The sequence below is a fragment of the Allobosea sp. GW823-FHT01F03 genome, assembly GCF_058798075.1.
Genome location: NZ_CM179505.1, coordinates 2,354,633 through 2,367,890, shown reverse-complemented (window position 1 = coordinate 2,367,890; position 13,258 = coordinate 2,354,633). Strand labels below are relative to the sequence as shown.

At 65.7% G+C, this 13,258-nt stretch carries 17 protein-coding genes; 10 read left to right on the top strand and 7 right to left on the bottom strand.

Annotated elements, in window-relative coordinates:
- Nucleotides 1–33 precede the first annotated feature (33 nt).
- From AC3RCC_RS11225 to AC3RCC_RS11205, 5 genes are all read right to left on the bottom strand, one after another.
- Complete coding sequence (locus AC3RCC_RS11225; protein WP_492258448.1) at nt 34–660, bottom strand: rhodanese-like domain-containing protein; 627 nt, start codon at nt 658–660, stop codon at nt 34–36.
- Nucleotides 661–700: 40 nt separating this feature from the next.
- Nucleotides 701–922, bottom strand: coding sequence for a YgaP family membrane protein (locus tag AC3RCC_RS11220; RefSeq protein ID WP_291635953.1), 222 nt, complete (start codon nt 920–922; stop codon nt 701–703).
- Between the two features lie 276 nt (nt 923–1,198).
- Nucleotides 1,199–2,275, bottom strand: coding sequence for a YeeE/YedE family protein (locus AC3RCC_RS11215; RefSeq protein ID WP_492258447.1), 1,077 nt, complete (start codon nt 2,273–2,275; stop codon nt 1,199–1,201).
- 35 nt (nt 2,276–2,310) lie between these two features.
- Nucleotides 2,311–2,688: an ArsR/SmtB family transcription factor gene (locus AC3RCC_RS11210; RefSeq protein WP_291635949.1), complete on the bottom strand. Its 378-nt coding sequence runs from the start codon at nt 2,686–2,688 to the stop codon at nt 2,311–2,313.
- Nucleotides 2,685–3,095, bottom strand: coding sequence for a thioredoxin fold domain-containing protein (locus AC3RCC_RS11205; RefSeq protein ID WP_492258446.1), 411 nt, complete (start codon nt 3,093–3,095; stop codon nt 2,685–2,687). Before AC3RCC_RS11205 ends, AC3RCC_RS11210 begins: the two co-directional genes overlap by 4 nt.
- Before the next feature lie 81 nt (nt 3,096–3,176).
- Between AC3RCC_RS11205 and AC3RCC_RS11200 the strand changes: the two genes are divergently transcribed.
- Together AC3RCC_RS11200 and AC3RCC_RS11195 are read left to right on the top strand one after the other, a co-directional pair.
- The gene (locus tag AC3RCC_RS11200; RefSeq protein WP_291647041.1) at nt 3,177–3,887 is read left to right on the top strand and encodes a cytochrome c biogenesis CcdA family protein; all 711 of its coding nucleotides are present in this window, start codon (nt 3,177–3,179) and stop codon (nt 3,885–3,887) included.
- A gap of 10 nt (nt 3,888–3,897) precedes the next feature.
- Entirely contained in the window at nt 3,898–4,470 is a 573-nt protein-coding gene (locus tag AC3RCC_RS11195; RefSeq protein ID WP_291635944.1) for a SoxW family protein, read from the top strand.
- 91 nt (nt 4,471–4,561) lie between these two features.
- Here AC3RCC_RS11195 and soxX read toward each other — a convergent pair whose 3' ends face one another.
- Together soxX and soxA are read right to left on the bottom strand one after the other, a co-directional pair.
- Nucleotides 4,562–5,167: a sulfur oxidation c-type cytochrome SoxX gene (soxX, locus tag AC3RCC_RS11190; protein WP_492258775.1), complete on the bottom strand. Its 606-nt coding sequence runs from the start codon at nt 5,165–5,167 to the stop codon at nt 4,562–4,564.
- A 14-nt stretch (nt 5,168–5,181) separates the two neighbouring features.
- Nucleotides 5,182–5,973, bottom strand: a complete 792-nt coding sequence (soxA, locus tag AC3RCC_RS11185) for a sulfur oxidation c-type cytochrome SoxA (RefSeq protein WP_452117950.1) — start codon at nt 5,971–5,973, stop codon at nt 5,182–5,184.
- Nucleotides 5,974–6,187: 214 nt separating this feature from the next.
- On the opposite strand from soxA, the gene soxY reads away from it, so the two are divergent.
- The 8 genes from soxY (at nt 6,188) to AC3RCC_RS11145 (ending at nt 13,129) form a co-directional block, all read left to right on the top strand.
- Entirely contained in the window at nt 6,188–6,643 is a 456-nt protein-coding gene (gene soxY, locus AC3RCC_RS11180) for a thiosulfate oxidation carrier protein SoxY (RefSeq protein WP_291635942.1), read from the top strand.
- Between the two features lie 52 nt (nt 6,644–6,695).
- Nucleotides 6,696–7,025 carry a thiosulfate oxidation carrier complex protein SoxZ gene (gene soxZ / locus AC3RCC_RS11175; protein ID WP_291635940.1) on the top strand — a complete coding sequence of 110 codons (330 nt, stop codon included), beginning with the start codon at nt 6,696–6,698 and terminating at the stop codon, nt 7,023–7,025.
- Between the two features lie 155 nt (nt 7,026–7,180).
- A complete protein-coding gene (gene soxB, locus AC3RCC_RS11170; RefSeq protein ID WP_492258445.1) occupies nt 7,181–8,878 on the top strand; it encodes a thiosulfohydrolase SoxB in 1,698 nt (565 codons plus the stop codon).
- Nucleotides 8,879–8,925: 47 nt separating this feature from the next.
- Complete coding sequence (soxC, locus tag AC3RCC_RS11165) at nt 8,926–10,203, top strand: sulfite dehydrogenase (RefSeq protein WP_291646882.1); 1,278 nt, start codon at nt 8,926–8,928, stop codon at nt 10,201–10,203.
- Nucleotides 10,187–10,912 carry a c-type cytochrome gene (locus tag AC3RCC_RS11160; RefSeq protein WP_291635935.1) on the top strand — a complete coding sequence of 242 codons (726 nt, stop codon included), beginning with the start codon at nt 10,187–10,189 and terminating at the stop codon, nt 10,910–10,912. Before soxC ends, AC3RCC_RS11160 begins: the two co-directional genes overlap by 17 nt.
- Entirely contained in the window at nt 10,912–11,241 is a 330-nt protein-coding gene (locus AC3RCC_RS11155; protein ID WP_291635933.1) for a c-type cytochrome, read from the top strand. Before AC3RCC_RS11160 ends, AC3RCC_RS11155 begins: the two co-directional genes overlap by 1 nt.
- A gap of 125 nt (nt 11,242–11,366) precedes the next feature.
- Nucleotides 11,367–12,644, top strand: a complete 1,278-nt coding sequence (locus AC3RCC_RS11150; RefSeq protein WP_291646884.1) for an NAD(P)/FAD-dependent oxidoreductase — start codon at nt 11,367–11,369, stop codon at nt 12,642–12,644.
- A gap of 98 nt (nt 12,645–12,742) precedes the next feature.
- Complete coding sequence (locus AC3RCC_RS11145) at nt 12,743–13,129, top strand: c-type cytochrome (protein WP_291635929.1); 387 nt, start codon at nt 12,743–12,745, stop codon at nt 13,127–13,129.
- The last annotated feature ends 129 nt before the right edge of the window (nt 13,130–13,258 follow it).

Genomic DNA, 13,258 nt, shown 5'->3' with positions numbered 1-13,258 from the left:
GCAACGCCGGCCTCGCCGGCGCGCCGCCCGAATTCAGCGTCCCGCGGCGTAGAACTTCGCCTTGTCGGGCTTGTAGGTCCAGGCCAGCCCGGCATTCCTCCAGCCATTGACCGTGCGCTGACCGTAAGGGGAAGCATCCCCCTCGAAACCCTCATACTGGCTGTAGACCTGGGTGAACCCGGCTTCTGCCAGCTTGTCGACGGCGCGGGCCGAACGGTCGCCGGAGCGGCACATCAGGATGACGCGGTCGTTCTTGGTGAGGCCCTTGGCGGCGAGGAGCCGTTCGACGTCCCGGCTGAAGACCGGGTTGGCATCGAGCTTGTAGCGCCCTTCCTTGTCGTCCCAGTCCCAGAACTCGGTGACCTCGACGAAGGGGACGTGACCGTCGATCATCGGTGCCCAGCCGGTGAACATCATCTCCGCCCGGGTCCGCACATCGACGAACAAGGTGCGGGCCCCCTCCCGGCCCATCGTCTCGGCCGCCTCGCGCGGCCGCATATAGAGGCCGAGCGAGGTCTGCTTGGCCTTGGGGATGGTGGCCTGAACCTCGGCCGAGGCTGCCGCCGGCGCAGCGCCGGGGGCAGCCGGAGCCTGCGCCGAGGCGGAAGAGATTGCGGCGGCCATGACGATGGCCGACAGGATGGCGATCTCGCGTTTCATGCGGATATCCCTCACCGGTTCTCGGCTATGCCTGCGCCGCTCAGCGCGGCTGGTGCGGGCAGGTGCGGATGCCGAGCAGCGTGTAGGCCGGGCAGAAGCGGAACAGCGCCGTCGCCAGCATGACCACCCCCCAGACCGTCAGCGCGTATTTCCAAGCGCCCCAGCCGGCGACCAGTTCGGCGAGCGGCGAGACGAAGGCCGCCATGACGAGCACGATACCGACGACGAAACGCACCCAGCGATCCAGGACACCGACATTCATCGACCCGCTCCATGGTTATGACATATTTATATTCATATATATGAATTATAGGATGTCAATAGGCCGCTATGCGGCATGGCTGGTCCGTGACCATGATTGTGCAAGCCATCGAGCGGCCGTTCGATGATGTCGATCAAACAAGACAGCGATTTCCGGACTTTCGGGCCCTCCGCCCTGCATGTCGCCAGCACGGCGCGCCGGATCGCCGCAGCTTTCAGCCGCCTGGAATGCACTGCTGGCGCATATCGCCGCAGGGTGACGCCGAACGCGCTCCGCTCAGCGCCGGAAGATGAAGAGGTTACGGATCGAACCTTCCATCAGGAAGGCGATGCCGAGTCTGGCGCCGATCATCATGCCGCCGATCGCCAGCGGCCAGGACAGCGCCATCATCGAGCCCGCCGAGATGCCCTGCCCGATCGTGCAGCCGCCGGCGAGCACGCCGCCGCCACCCATCAACACCGCGCCGAGGAGATGCCGGCGCATCTCGTAATGGTCGTCGAAGGCCTCCCAGCGGAACTCCGCGTCGAACAGCGCCGAGACGAAGGAACCGCAGATCACGCCGACGATCGTGCCGACGCCGAAATCGAACAGCCCGACCGGGGTGGTCAGCACCGCATAGAGCGCGCGGCCGACCGGCGACACGAAGGTCAGGCTCTGCGTGCGCGGGTTGAGGGCGAACTCGTCGATGGCGACTCCGGTCGCCCACCACCCCAGGACCACGCCGAGCCCGAGCGTCGCCCCCGCGAGCAACAGGCGTGGCGAGCGCCGCAGCCGCCGGTCGATCACCACCGCGCCGATCAGCAAGGCCGGCGCGACGATGCCGAGCGCGAGCCGCAGATCCCCGAGCCCCAGCCATTCCAGCACCGAGGGCAGATCGCCCTGGACCGAGCCCGGCACGGCGACCGCAACCTGCTCCAGAACGTCGATCCGCAACGGCGCCAGGATGCCGCGCAGCGTCGCATAGGCGACTGCGCCGAAGACCATCATCACGATCAGGCTGCGCAGATCGCCGGCACCGAGCCGGATCAGCGAGCCGAAGCTGCAGGTGCCGACCAGCGCCATGCCGATGCCGAACAAGGTGCTGCCGAGGAGGATCGAGAACCAGGCGAGCGCGCCCGGCACATAGGTCGAGAACGCGGGCGAGAGATCACCGCGCCAGATCATCAGCTGCGTGCCGAACAGCGCAATGGCGAGCGCCAGCCCGAATATCCGCAACCGGCGGGTATCGCCGCCGATCCAGAAATCCTCGACCGCCCCGAAAGAGCAGAGTCGCGCCCGTCGCACGGTGAAGCCGCATGCGGCGCCGATCCCGACGCCGACCAGCGTCACAGCCCAAGGGGAGAGCGGCGCCACGGCTCAGCGCACAGGCGAGGGAACCATTTCGGTCGTCAATCCTCTTTCGCCGGCTTCTGCGGTCCGCAGAAAATGTCGTAGATCACCGAGATCACGCGCCTGACATCGTCGTTGGCGAGGCTGTAATAGATCGCCTTTCCATCCCTTCGCGTCGTCACCAGCTGGTCGAGCCGCAGCCGCGCCAATTGCTGAGACACCATGGGCTGACGCAGCGAAAGGATATGCTCCAGCTCGGTCACCGTGCGCTCGCGTTCTGCGAGCAGGCAGAGCAGCAGCAAGCGGTTCTCATGCGAGAGCGCCTTGAGGAAATCGCTCGCCTTGCGTGCCTTGCGCATCAGGACATCGAGCTCGGGCGAGAACTCCTCGCCGTCGCGCAGCTCGGTCTCGAGAGCCTTGGAAACGATCGCGCTCATTGCTTTTCCATTGTCGCGGACAGGCCGCTCGTTCGCTCTATCGTCTTTTCTATGTCAGCTAGCATCTTGCCAAGCAAACCCCAGAACGTGTCGTTGCTGAGATAGCCGGTGATCCGGCCGATCTCGCGCCCCTCAGAAACCAGCACAAAGGTCGGCGTGTAACGCACCGGCTTGGCGAGGCCAGTCTCAGGCGCGCCGCCCTTGCCGAGGTCGATCCGCCGCAGCGGTGCCGCCCGCCCCTCCGCCGTCTTGTCGTAGCCAGGGGCGACCTCGCGGTCCCAGCGCTCGCACCAGACGCAGCCCGCGCGCTCGAACATCAGGAGTTCCGCACCGCGCGCCGCCATGGCCGGCAGCAGCAGCGCAGAGGCGACAAGCAAGGCACGCATGACATTGGCGGTTGCATTCATCCCGTTAACATAGTCGTATTCAGATATATAAACCAGAGGCAGGATCAGGGCGTGTTCGACATCTCGATCGCAGGTGCCTTCATGGCCGGGCTGCTCTCCTTCCTCAGCCCCTGCGTGCTGCCTTTGGTGCCGCCCTATCTCTGCTTCCTGGCCGGGGTCGGCATCGGCGAATTGTCCGGTTCGAGCGGCAGGCTCGAGGCCCGCCAGTCGCGCCGGATCGTGATGATGGCCGGCGCCTTCGTGCTCGGCTTCACCACCGTCTTCGTCGCGCTCGGCGCCACCGCTTCGACCATCGGCACCGTCGTCACCGCCTATTTCGAGACGCTTTCGATCATCGCCGGCGCGCTGATCCTGATCATGGGCCTGCATTTCCTCGGCTGGCTGCGGATCCCCCTGCTCTATCGCGAGGCGCGTTTCCAGACCGAGCGCAAGCCGGCGAGCATGATCGGAGCCTATCTCGTCGGCCTCGCCTTCGCCTTCGGCTGGACCCCTTGCGTCGGACCGGTGCTGGCGACGGTGCTGATGGTCGCCGGGGCGGAAGGAACCGCCGCCCGCGGTGCCACCCTGCTCGCCGCCTATTCGCTGGGGATCGGCGTGCCCTTCCTGCTCGCGGCCGTGTTCGCCGGCCCGTTCCTCAATCTGATGGCGCGGTTCCGCCGCCACATGCCGGTGGTCGAGAAGACCATGGGCGCGGCCCTCGTCGTCACCGGCCTGCTGTTCATGACCGGCACCATGCCGGTCCTGGCCGGCTGGCTGCTCCAGACATTTCCGGCCCTCGGCACGATCGGATAGGGAGAGGCTGATGCTGACGCGCAGAATCCTGCTGGGCACCGCCCTCGCGGCGACGCTGGCCAAACCGGCGGCGGCCGCCGCCACCCTGGGCGAGGACGGGCTCTACCATCTCGACTGGTATCTCGAGAGCTTCCTCGACCTCGCCGAGGACCTGCAGGGCGCGACCGCCAACGGCAAGCGGCTCGCCATCATGTGGGGGCTGAAGGGCTGCCCGGCCTGCCGCCGCATGCACGAGGTCCATCTCGCCGACCCCGCCATCGAAGGCTACATCAAGGCGAATTTCGAGGTGCTGCACCTCAACCATATCGGCGCGCGCGAGGTCACCGATTTCGACGGCGGTAAGCTCGGCGAGAAGCAGCTCGGCGAGCGCTACGGGGTCAGGTTCACCCCGACGATCCAGTTCCTGCCCGAACATGCGGACGGGCTGAAGGATCGCAAGCCACAAGCCCGCGAAGTCGCACGCATGCCCGGCCTGCTCGAGCCGCCGCAATTCCTGGCGATGTTCCGCTATGTCCGCGAGAAGGGCTATGACAGCGCGCCCTTCCCCGACTGGCTGAAGCGCAATCCGGTCAAGTCGGGCTGAGCCGAAACGAAGAAGGCGGGCCGCAGATGCGACCCGCCTTCACCGTCTTCCCGGCCGCAAGAGCGGATCGCCCCCGCCTGCACCTTTGTCGCTACTTGTTCACCGGCGATTCCGGGTCGAACAGATAGGCCATCACATCCTTGATCTGCTGCTCGTCGAGCACCTTGTTGACGCCGAAGCGCGGCATGTTCGAGCAGGGCACCACAGCCATCGAGTTGTAGATCTTGGTATAGGCGTCCTTGATCGTCTCCGGATCGTATTTCCGGTCCTTGCCATAGGCGGCGAGACTCGGGCCGAGCGTGCCATAGCTGACCTCTTTCGGGTCGAGCTGGTGGCAGGCGAAGCAGTTGCCGCCGGAGACGGTGTTCGGCGCGTCGGAGAACTGACCCCCGCGCCCGTTATTGGCGACCTGATAGCCCTTCTTCCAGTCGCCGAGGAATTTTCCGTCGGCGGGATAGGAGACGCGCGCCGATTCGCGCTTCAACATCGCCTCGGATTCAGCCGAGGACGGGGTGTTGCGGGTCGTGTTGCAGACGGCGAGCGACTCGTCCGGCTTGATCCGGGCCTGCCATTCCGGCGGCGCCTTGCCGAAGGTCGCGGCAAGGTAAGCGTCGATCACGGCCTGGCTCGGCCGCTCGTCGGCAAGCGCCGCGCCGGCCGAAAGCAGCAGCGCGGCACCGGCGAAGATGTGCTTCATCATGTCGTGCCCCTTCAGCGCTTGATCGACGGAACCTTGATCTCGCCGCCTTCTGCCTGCTTCTGCAGGAAGACGGTGAGAGCAGTCAGCGCGTCGGTGCCATAGCCGGGCACCGGCCAGCGCTGCTGGCGATAGCAGTCCCAGAGCCGGTGCTGCATGGTGCGCAGCGCGCTCTGCGAGACGCGATAGGTCGGCCAGGAAGCCATCGTCTCCTGCGCGGGCTTTCCCTTCACCGAAAGGTTCGGCAGCCCCTGCAGGCGGATGCGCTTGCCTTCCTCGGCATGGCAGGTGGCGCAGGAGAAATCGTTGACGCCGCCGCGGGTGTAGAACAGCGCTTCGCCGACCGCCGCCATCTCCTTTTCCTTGGCATGGGAAAGCTGCGGCTGGATCTTCATATCGCTCGACTTGTTGGCGATGAAGGCGACGAGATCCTCCATGTCGGAAGCCCGGGCCGGACCGGAGAAGCGCCGCATCACCACCTCCTTGGTGTCGAGGCCCTGGAGCTTGTCCATGCACCAGAGCAGGCGCTGCTCGGTGTCCATCACCTTGTCGGCATCGGCGAAATAGCGCGGCAGCTTGGCAAAGGCGCCTTCGAGCTTGCCCGGCCCCTCGCCGAGATCGCAGGCCTCCAGCGAAGCGTTCTTGGTGCCGCGTTTCTCCGCCCAGAGCACCTCGCCGCGGTCGACCGCCAGGAAGCCCGGATTGGAGAACGGGTCCGACAGCATCTGGCGATAGCGCTCGATTTCCTTTTCGCTATCGTCGAGCGGTGGCGACTGCGCGGTCAGATGGCCTGCGGCCATTGTCATGGCGGCAGCCAGCACGGCCGCCCCGATCATGGGGAGCTTCATCCCTTGCCCTTTCGTTCCCTCTCGCAACCGCGTTTTCGCGGCCCGTGCTGTACGCCTCTCTCTTTGGAGGGGCTTTACATTCACAAAAAACAATATCACGATACGTGAGAATGATCGCGAGCCGGCCCCGCCGTCAAGAGCGAAACAAGAACATTTCAAAGGAGGAAACCCGATGTCTTCAGGGCTTACGCGCCGCAGCACGATCACGGCCGGCGCCATTGCCGCCTTCGCCAGCCTGCTGGGCTCGCGCCTCGCCTTCGCCGATGAGAAGGCCGTCGAGGCCGAGATCAAGAAGCTCTATGGCGACAAGAAGCTGGGCGAAGGCAAGATCAAGCTCGACGTGCCTGAGATCGCCGAGAACGGCCTGGTCGTGCCCGTGAACGTCGAGGTCGAGAGCCCGATGACCGAGGCCGACTACGTCAAGGCCGTCCACATCTATGCCGACGGCAACCCGCTGCCGGGCATTGTGAGCTACACGTTCACGCCGGCCTGCGGTAAGGCCTCGGCTGCCACCCGCATGCGCCTCGCCCAGACCCAGAACATCATCTGCGTCGCCGAGATGTCGAACGGCTCGCTGCACATGGCCAAGGCCAACATCAAGGTCACGATCGGCGGCTGCGGCGGCTGATTTCGCCGCCGCTTCAACGAGAACAACGACGCTTCAAGGTGAGGATGCCCCCATGACCACCAAGCCCACCCCGCGCGTGCGCGTGCCGGCCAAGGCCGCCGCCGGCGAGCTGATCGAGATCAAGACCCTGATTTCGCACGAGATGGAATCGGGCCAGCGCAAGGATTCGCAAGGCAAGACGATCCCGCGCAAGATCCTGAACAAGTTCAGCGCGAGCTTCAACGGCAAGCCGGTCTTCTCGGCCGACTGGCAGCCGGCTATTTCCGCCAACCCCTACCAGTCCTTTTTCTTCAAGGCGACGGAATCCGGCGAGTTCACCTTCACCTGGAAGGATGATGACGGCTCCGAATACACCGCCAAGAACAAGATCACGGTCGGCTGAGCCCTCTCGTCATTGCGAGCGCTAGCGAAGCAATCCAGTCTCTCAGAGCTCTGCCGCTCCTGGATTGCTTCGTCGCCTCGCCCCTCGCAATGACGGCCCAAGCGCCACTTGAAGAGCCCATGGATCGCGATGTGCGCGCATCCAAAGGATGAGTCATGATCTCGAGACGCGAATTCCTTCAGGCCACGGCGGCCGCGGCGGCGATTGCCACGGCCTCCGGCCTTGGCCCGCTCGGCAGGGCGGCCGCGCAGCAGAAGCTCTCCCAGGCCGATATCCTGCGCTTCGACCCGCTGGGCACGGTGACGCTTCTTTATGTCACCGACATCCATGCGCAGCTGATGCCGCTGCATTTCCGAGAGCCCTCGGTCAATCTCGGCGTCGGCGCAGCCAAGGGCCAGCCTCCGCATCTCGTCGACGCCGAGTTCCGCGCGCATTTCAAGATCGCAGCCGGCTCGGCCGACGCCTTCGCACTGACCTCCGATGATTTCACCAGCCTGGCCAAGACCTATGGCCGGATGGGCGGGCTCGACCGCGTCGCGACGCTCGCCAAGGCGATCCGGGCCGAGCGCGGCGACGACAAGGTTCTGCTGCTCGACGGCGGCGACACCTGGCAGGGCAGCTGGAGCTCGCTTCAGAGCAAGGGCCAGGACATGGTCGAGGTGATGTCGGCGCTGAAGACCGACGCCATGGTCGGCCATTGGGAGTTCACGCTCGGGGCCGAGCGCGTCAAGGAGATCGCCGAGAGCGCCTCCTTCGCCTTCCTCGCCCAGAACATCCGCGACAAGGAATGGAACGAGCCGGTCTTCCCGCCGCGCAAGGTCTTCGAGAGGGGCGGCGTCAAGATCGCCGTGATCGGCCAGGCCCTGCCCCGGACCGCGATCGCCAATCCGCGCTGGATGTTCCCGGACTGGGAGTTCGGCATCCGCGAGGAGGAAATCCAGAAGCAGGTCGAGGAAGCCCGCGCCGAGGGCGCCGCCATCGTCGTGCTGCTCTCCCATGACGGCTTCGACGTCGACAAGAAGCTGGCCTCCAGGGTCAAGGGTCTCGACATCATCCTGACCGCCCACACCCATGATGCGATGCCGGGGATGATCCGCGTCGGCGACACCGTGCTCGTCGCCTCCGGCTCGCATGGCAAATTCCTGTCGCGGCTCGACATCGCCGTGAAGGATGGCAAGGTCTCCGATATCCGCTTCAAGCTGATGCCGGTCTTCTCCGAAGCCATCGCCCCCGACGCCGAGATGGCGGCACTGATCCGGAAGGTCCGCGAGCCCTACGCCGCCGATCTCGCCAGAGAGATCGGCCGGACGGAGTCGCTGCTCTACCGGCGCGGCAATTTCAACGGCTCCTTCGACGATCTGATCTGCGACGCGATGCTGAGCCAACGCGACGCCGAGATCGCGCTCTCGCCGGGCTTCCGCTGGGGCGGCAGCCTGCTGCCGGGCGACGCCATCACCTGGGAGGCGATCACCAACGCCACCGCGATCACCTATCCCAACTGCTACCGCATGGAGATGACCGGCGCCCAGCTCAAGGAGATCCTCGAGGACGTCGCCGACAACATCTTCCACCCGGACCCCTATTTCCAGGGCGGCGGCGACATGGTCCGGGTCGGCGGCATGGGCTACGCGATCGATGTCGGCAAGCCGATGGGCGGCCGCATCTCCGGCCTGACGCATCTGAAGTCCGGCCAGCCGATCGAGGCCGCGAAGAAATACGTCGTCTCCGGCTGGGCCAGCGTCAACGAAGGCACGCAGGGGCCGCCGATCTGGGACGTGGTCCGCGACCATGTCGCCGCGACCAAGACGATCACCATCAAGCCGAACGACGCCGTCAAAGTCACCGGGGCCTGACGCGGTCTTTCGAGCCGCCTGCCCTCGCCCAACCAGGACGTATGCCCATGAGCTCTGAAAACCAGGCCGGGCCGCTCAGCCGCCGCCGCTTCCTCGGCGCAGCCGGGGTGGCCGGCGCGGGCCTAGCCGCCAGCACTCTGCCCGCGCGCGCCCAGGCGCCCGCTCCCGATCCGCTGATCACCGAGGTCCAGGACTGGAACCGCTATCTCGGCGAAGGCGTCGACAAGCGCCCCTATGGCACGCCCTCGCGCTTCGAGAAGCATGTCATGCGCCGCGACGTCTCCTGGCTGACGGCCTCTCCCGAATCCTCGGTCAACTTCACGCCGCTGCACGAGCTCGACGGCATCATCACCCCTTCCGGGCTGTGCTTCGAGCGCCATCATGGCGGCATCGCCGATATCGATCCGGCCAATCACCGGCTGATGATCCATGGGCTGGTCGAAAAGCCGCTGGTCTTCACCATGGAAGACCTCAGGCGCATGCCACGCCAGAACCATGTCCACTTCCTGGAATGCGCCGCCAATTCCGGCATGGAATGGCGCGGGGCGCAGCTCAATGGCTGCCAGTTCACCCACGGCATGATCCATAACGTCATGTACACCGGCGTGCCGCTGAAGCTGCTGCTCGCCGAGGCCGGGCTCAAGCCCAATGCCAAATGGCTGATGCTCGAAGGCGCCGATTCCTCCGGCATGAACCGCTCCCTGCCGGTGATGAAGGCACTCGACGACGTGCTGATCGCCTTCGCCATGAACGGCGAGGCGCTGCGCCCCGAGCAGGGCTACCCGCTGCGCGCCGTGGTGCCCGGCTGGGAAGGCAATATCTGGGTGAAGTGGCTGCGCCGGATCGAGGTCGGCGACATGCCCTGGCAGGCCCGCGAGGAGACCTCGAAATACACCGACCTGCTCGCCGATGGCCGCTCGCGCCGCTACACCTTCATCATGGACGCCAAGTCGGTGGTGACCAATCCCTCGCCGCAGGCCCCGCTCAAGCACAAGGGCCGCAACGTCCTCACCGGCCTCGCCTGGTCGGGGCGCGGCACGATCAAGCGCGTCGACGTCACGCTCGACGGTGGCAGGAACTGGCAATCGGCCAGGATCGACGGGCCCGTGCTCGATAAGTCGCTGACCCGCTTCTATGTCGATTTCGACTGGGCCGGCCAGGAGCTGCTGATCCAGTCGCGAGCCATCGATTCCACCGGCTATGTTCAGCCGACCAAGGAGGAACTGCGCAAGGTCCGGGGCGTCAACTCCATCTACCACAATAACGGCATCCAGACCTGGCATGTGAAGGCGAACGGGGAGACCGAGAATGTCGAGATCGCTTAAGCCGGTTCTCCTCGCAGGCCTGGCCGGTCTCGCCATTATCGGCGCCGGCCCGCTGATCGCCCAGACCGCCAAACCGCAGGCTCCTGCCGCCACGCCTGCTCACGCCTCGCCCGCCAAGACGCCGGCGCTCGGCCTCGGCCGCCCGGCTCTGCCGGAGGAAATCAAGGCCTGGGACATCGCCGTGCGTCCCGATGGCAAGGGCCTGCCGCCCGGCAAGGGCACGGTGAAGCAGGGCGACGAGATCTTCCAGGCGCAATGTGCGAGCTGCCATGGCGAGTTCGGCCAGGGCAATGGCCGCTGGCCGGTGCTCGCCGGCGGCCAGGGCTCGCTCAAGGCCGACCGGCCCGAGAAGACCATCGGCTCGTTCTGGCCCGATCTCTCGACGGTGTACGACTACATCCGGCGCGCCATGCCCTATGGCAACGCCCAGTCGCTGAGCCCCGACGAGATCTACGCCCTGACGGCCTATCTGCTCTACCTGAACGACATCGTGAAGGATGAGGAGTTCGAGCTCACGGACAAGAACTTCACCTCGGTGAAGCTGCCCAACGCCGCCGCATTCTACGACGATGATCGCGAGACCACCGAGAAGGCGTTCTGGGGCAAGGAGCCCTGCATGACGAACTGCAAGACCGAGGCGAAGATCACGGGGCGCGCCGTGGTCCTGGACGTGACGCCCGATTCGAAATCGGCGCCGAAGGTCGACTGATGGCGGGCACCTTTCCGGTTCCGGCCTGGCTCGGCTCGGTCGCGACGGCGCTCGCGCTGTCGGCCGGTCCGGCCAGCGCCACAGGCGACAAGGCCCTGGGAGAATATCTCTCCTCCGAATGCACGACCTGCCATCAGAGCAGCGGCCGGCAGGTCGGCGGCATCCCGGCCATTATCGGCCACCCGGCCGACCAGTTCATCGCGCTGATGATCACCTATCGCGACAAGCAGCGCGACAACCAGGTGATGCAGACCATCGCCGGACGCCTGACGCGCGAGGAGATGGATGCGCTCGCCGCCTATTATGAAAGCCTGAAGCCGAGCCGTTGAGCGTGCGATTGCGCGCCGCGGCTGGGGCGGATGAAGATCGGACAGGTCCGCAAGAGGCCACCGGGACTACCGACAAGACGATGTCGCAGGACGATGTCGATCGAACGAGCACTGGGGAGAGAGACATGCAGATCAATCGCCGCTCCGTCGTCCTGACCGGCCTGTCGGCAGCCGGAACTTTCGCATTGGGAGCACCGGGCGTTCTCGGCCAGGCCAAGCCCCGCGTCGTGGTGATCGGCGGCGGCGCCGGCGGCGCTACGGCGGCGCGCTACATCGCCAAGGACAGCCAGGGCGCCATCGCGGTGACGCTGGTCGAGGAGAACGAGAGCTATCAGACCTGCTTTCACTCCAATCTCTATGTCGGCGGCTTCCGCAAATACGAGGAGATCGTCCACGGCTACGATGCACTGGCGAAGAACCACGGCATCACGCTGGCACGGGCGCGGGCGACCCAGATCGACCGCGACAAGAAGGAGGTCGTACTCTCGACCGGGCAGCGCCTGCCCTATGACCGCCTCGTCGTCTCGCCCGGCATCGACCTGAAATACGATTCCGTTCCCGGCTGGTCGAAGGAGGTCGAGGAGCAGATGCCGCATGGCTGGAAGCCCGGCCGCCAGACCCAGCTGATCAAGCAGCGGCTCGATGCCGTGCCCAATGGCGGCACCATCGTGATGATCGCCCCGCCGAACCCCTATCGCTGCCCGCCCGGCCCCTATGAGCGCGCCTCGATGTTCGCGCATGTGCTGCAGCAGGCCGGCAAGAAGGACGCCAAGATCATCATCCTCGACCCCAAGGAGAGCTTCTCCAAGCAGGGCGTCTTCCAGGCCGACTGGGAGAAGCGCTACCGGTCGATGATCGAATGGCTCGGCCCCAAGATCCATGACGGGATCAAATCGGTCGATCCGAAGACCAACACCGTCGTCACCGGCTTCGAGACCTACAAGGACTGCGCCTTCGTCAACGTCATCCCGGCGCAGATGGCCGGCGAGATCGCCCGCAGCGCCGGGCTGGCGCCGGCCGGCGGCTATTGCGCCATCGATGCCGCGACGATGAAATCGACCGTCGACCCGAACATCTTCGTGCTCGGCGACGCCTGCATCGCCGGCGACATGCCGAAATCCGCCTTCTCGGCCAACAGCCAGGCCAAGGTCGCGGCGATGACGATCCGCGGCGAGCTGACCAATGCCCGCACCTTCCCGGCCCGCTACGTCAACACCTGCTGGTCGCTGGTCGCGCCCGACGACACCATCAAGGTCGGCGGCCGCTACGAGCCCAAGGACGGCAAGATCGCGGCGACCGAGACCTTCGTCTCCAAGCCCGGCGAAAGCGCCGAGCTGCGCAAGGAGAACCAGGCCGAAAACATGGGCTGGTATGCCGGCATCACCGCCGACATGTTCAGCTGACGAGGAACACCTGCGCCGCGACCTCCCGCGCAGCGCCGGACTGAAGGCCGCGCCCCGCGCGGCCTCTTTTTTCAAGCCCCCGGAGACAAGGACAAAGCATGCGATTTCTGACCAGCGCGACCCTGATTGCCGCGGCATTCGCCGCGACCTCCGCGAACGCCCAGGACATCGCCGCCGGCGAGCGTTCCTGGAACAAGTGCCGCGCCTGCCACCAGATCGGCGAGACCGCGAAGAACGGCGTTGGACCGCATCTCAACGGGCTGTTCGGCCGGCATACCGGCGCCGTCGAAGGCTACAGCTACTCCACCGCCAACAAGAGCGCCGACATCACCTGGAACGAGGCGATCTTCGCCGAATACATCAAGGACCCCAAGGCCAAGATCCCCGGCACCAAGATGGTCTTCGCCGGCATCAAGAACGACAAGGAGATCGGCGATCTGACGGCCTTCCTCAAGCAGTTCGGCAAGGACGGCAAGAAGCAGTGAGCGATCGGCTCGCGGGCGCGAGCCGCCAGATCGGCGGCCGCGCCCTTTTAGCATCGGACCGAACAGTGGAATCCACTTTTCGGAAAACTCCGATGCAATAACAAAAAGATAGATCACCGTGACCGCGTC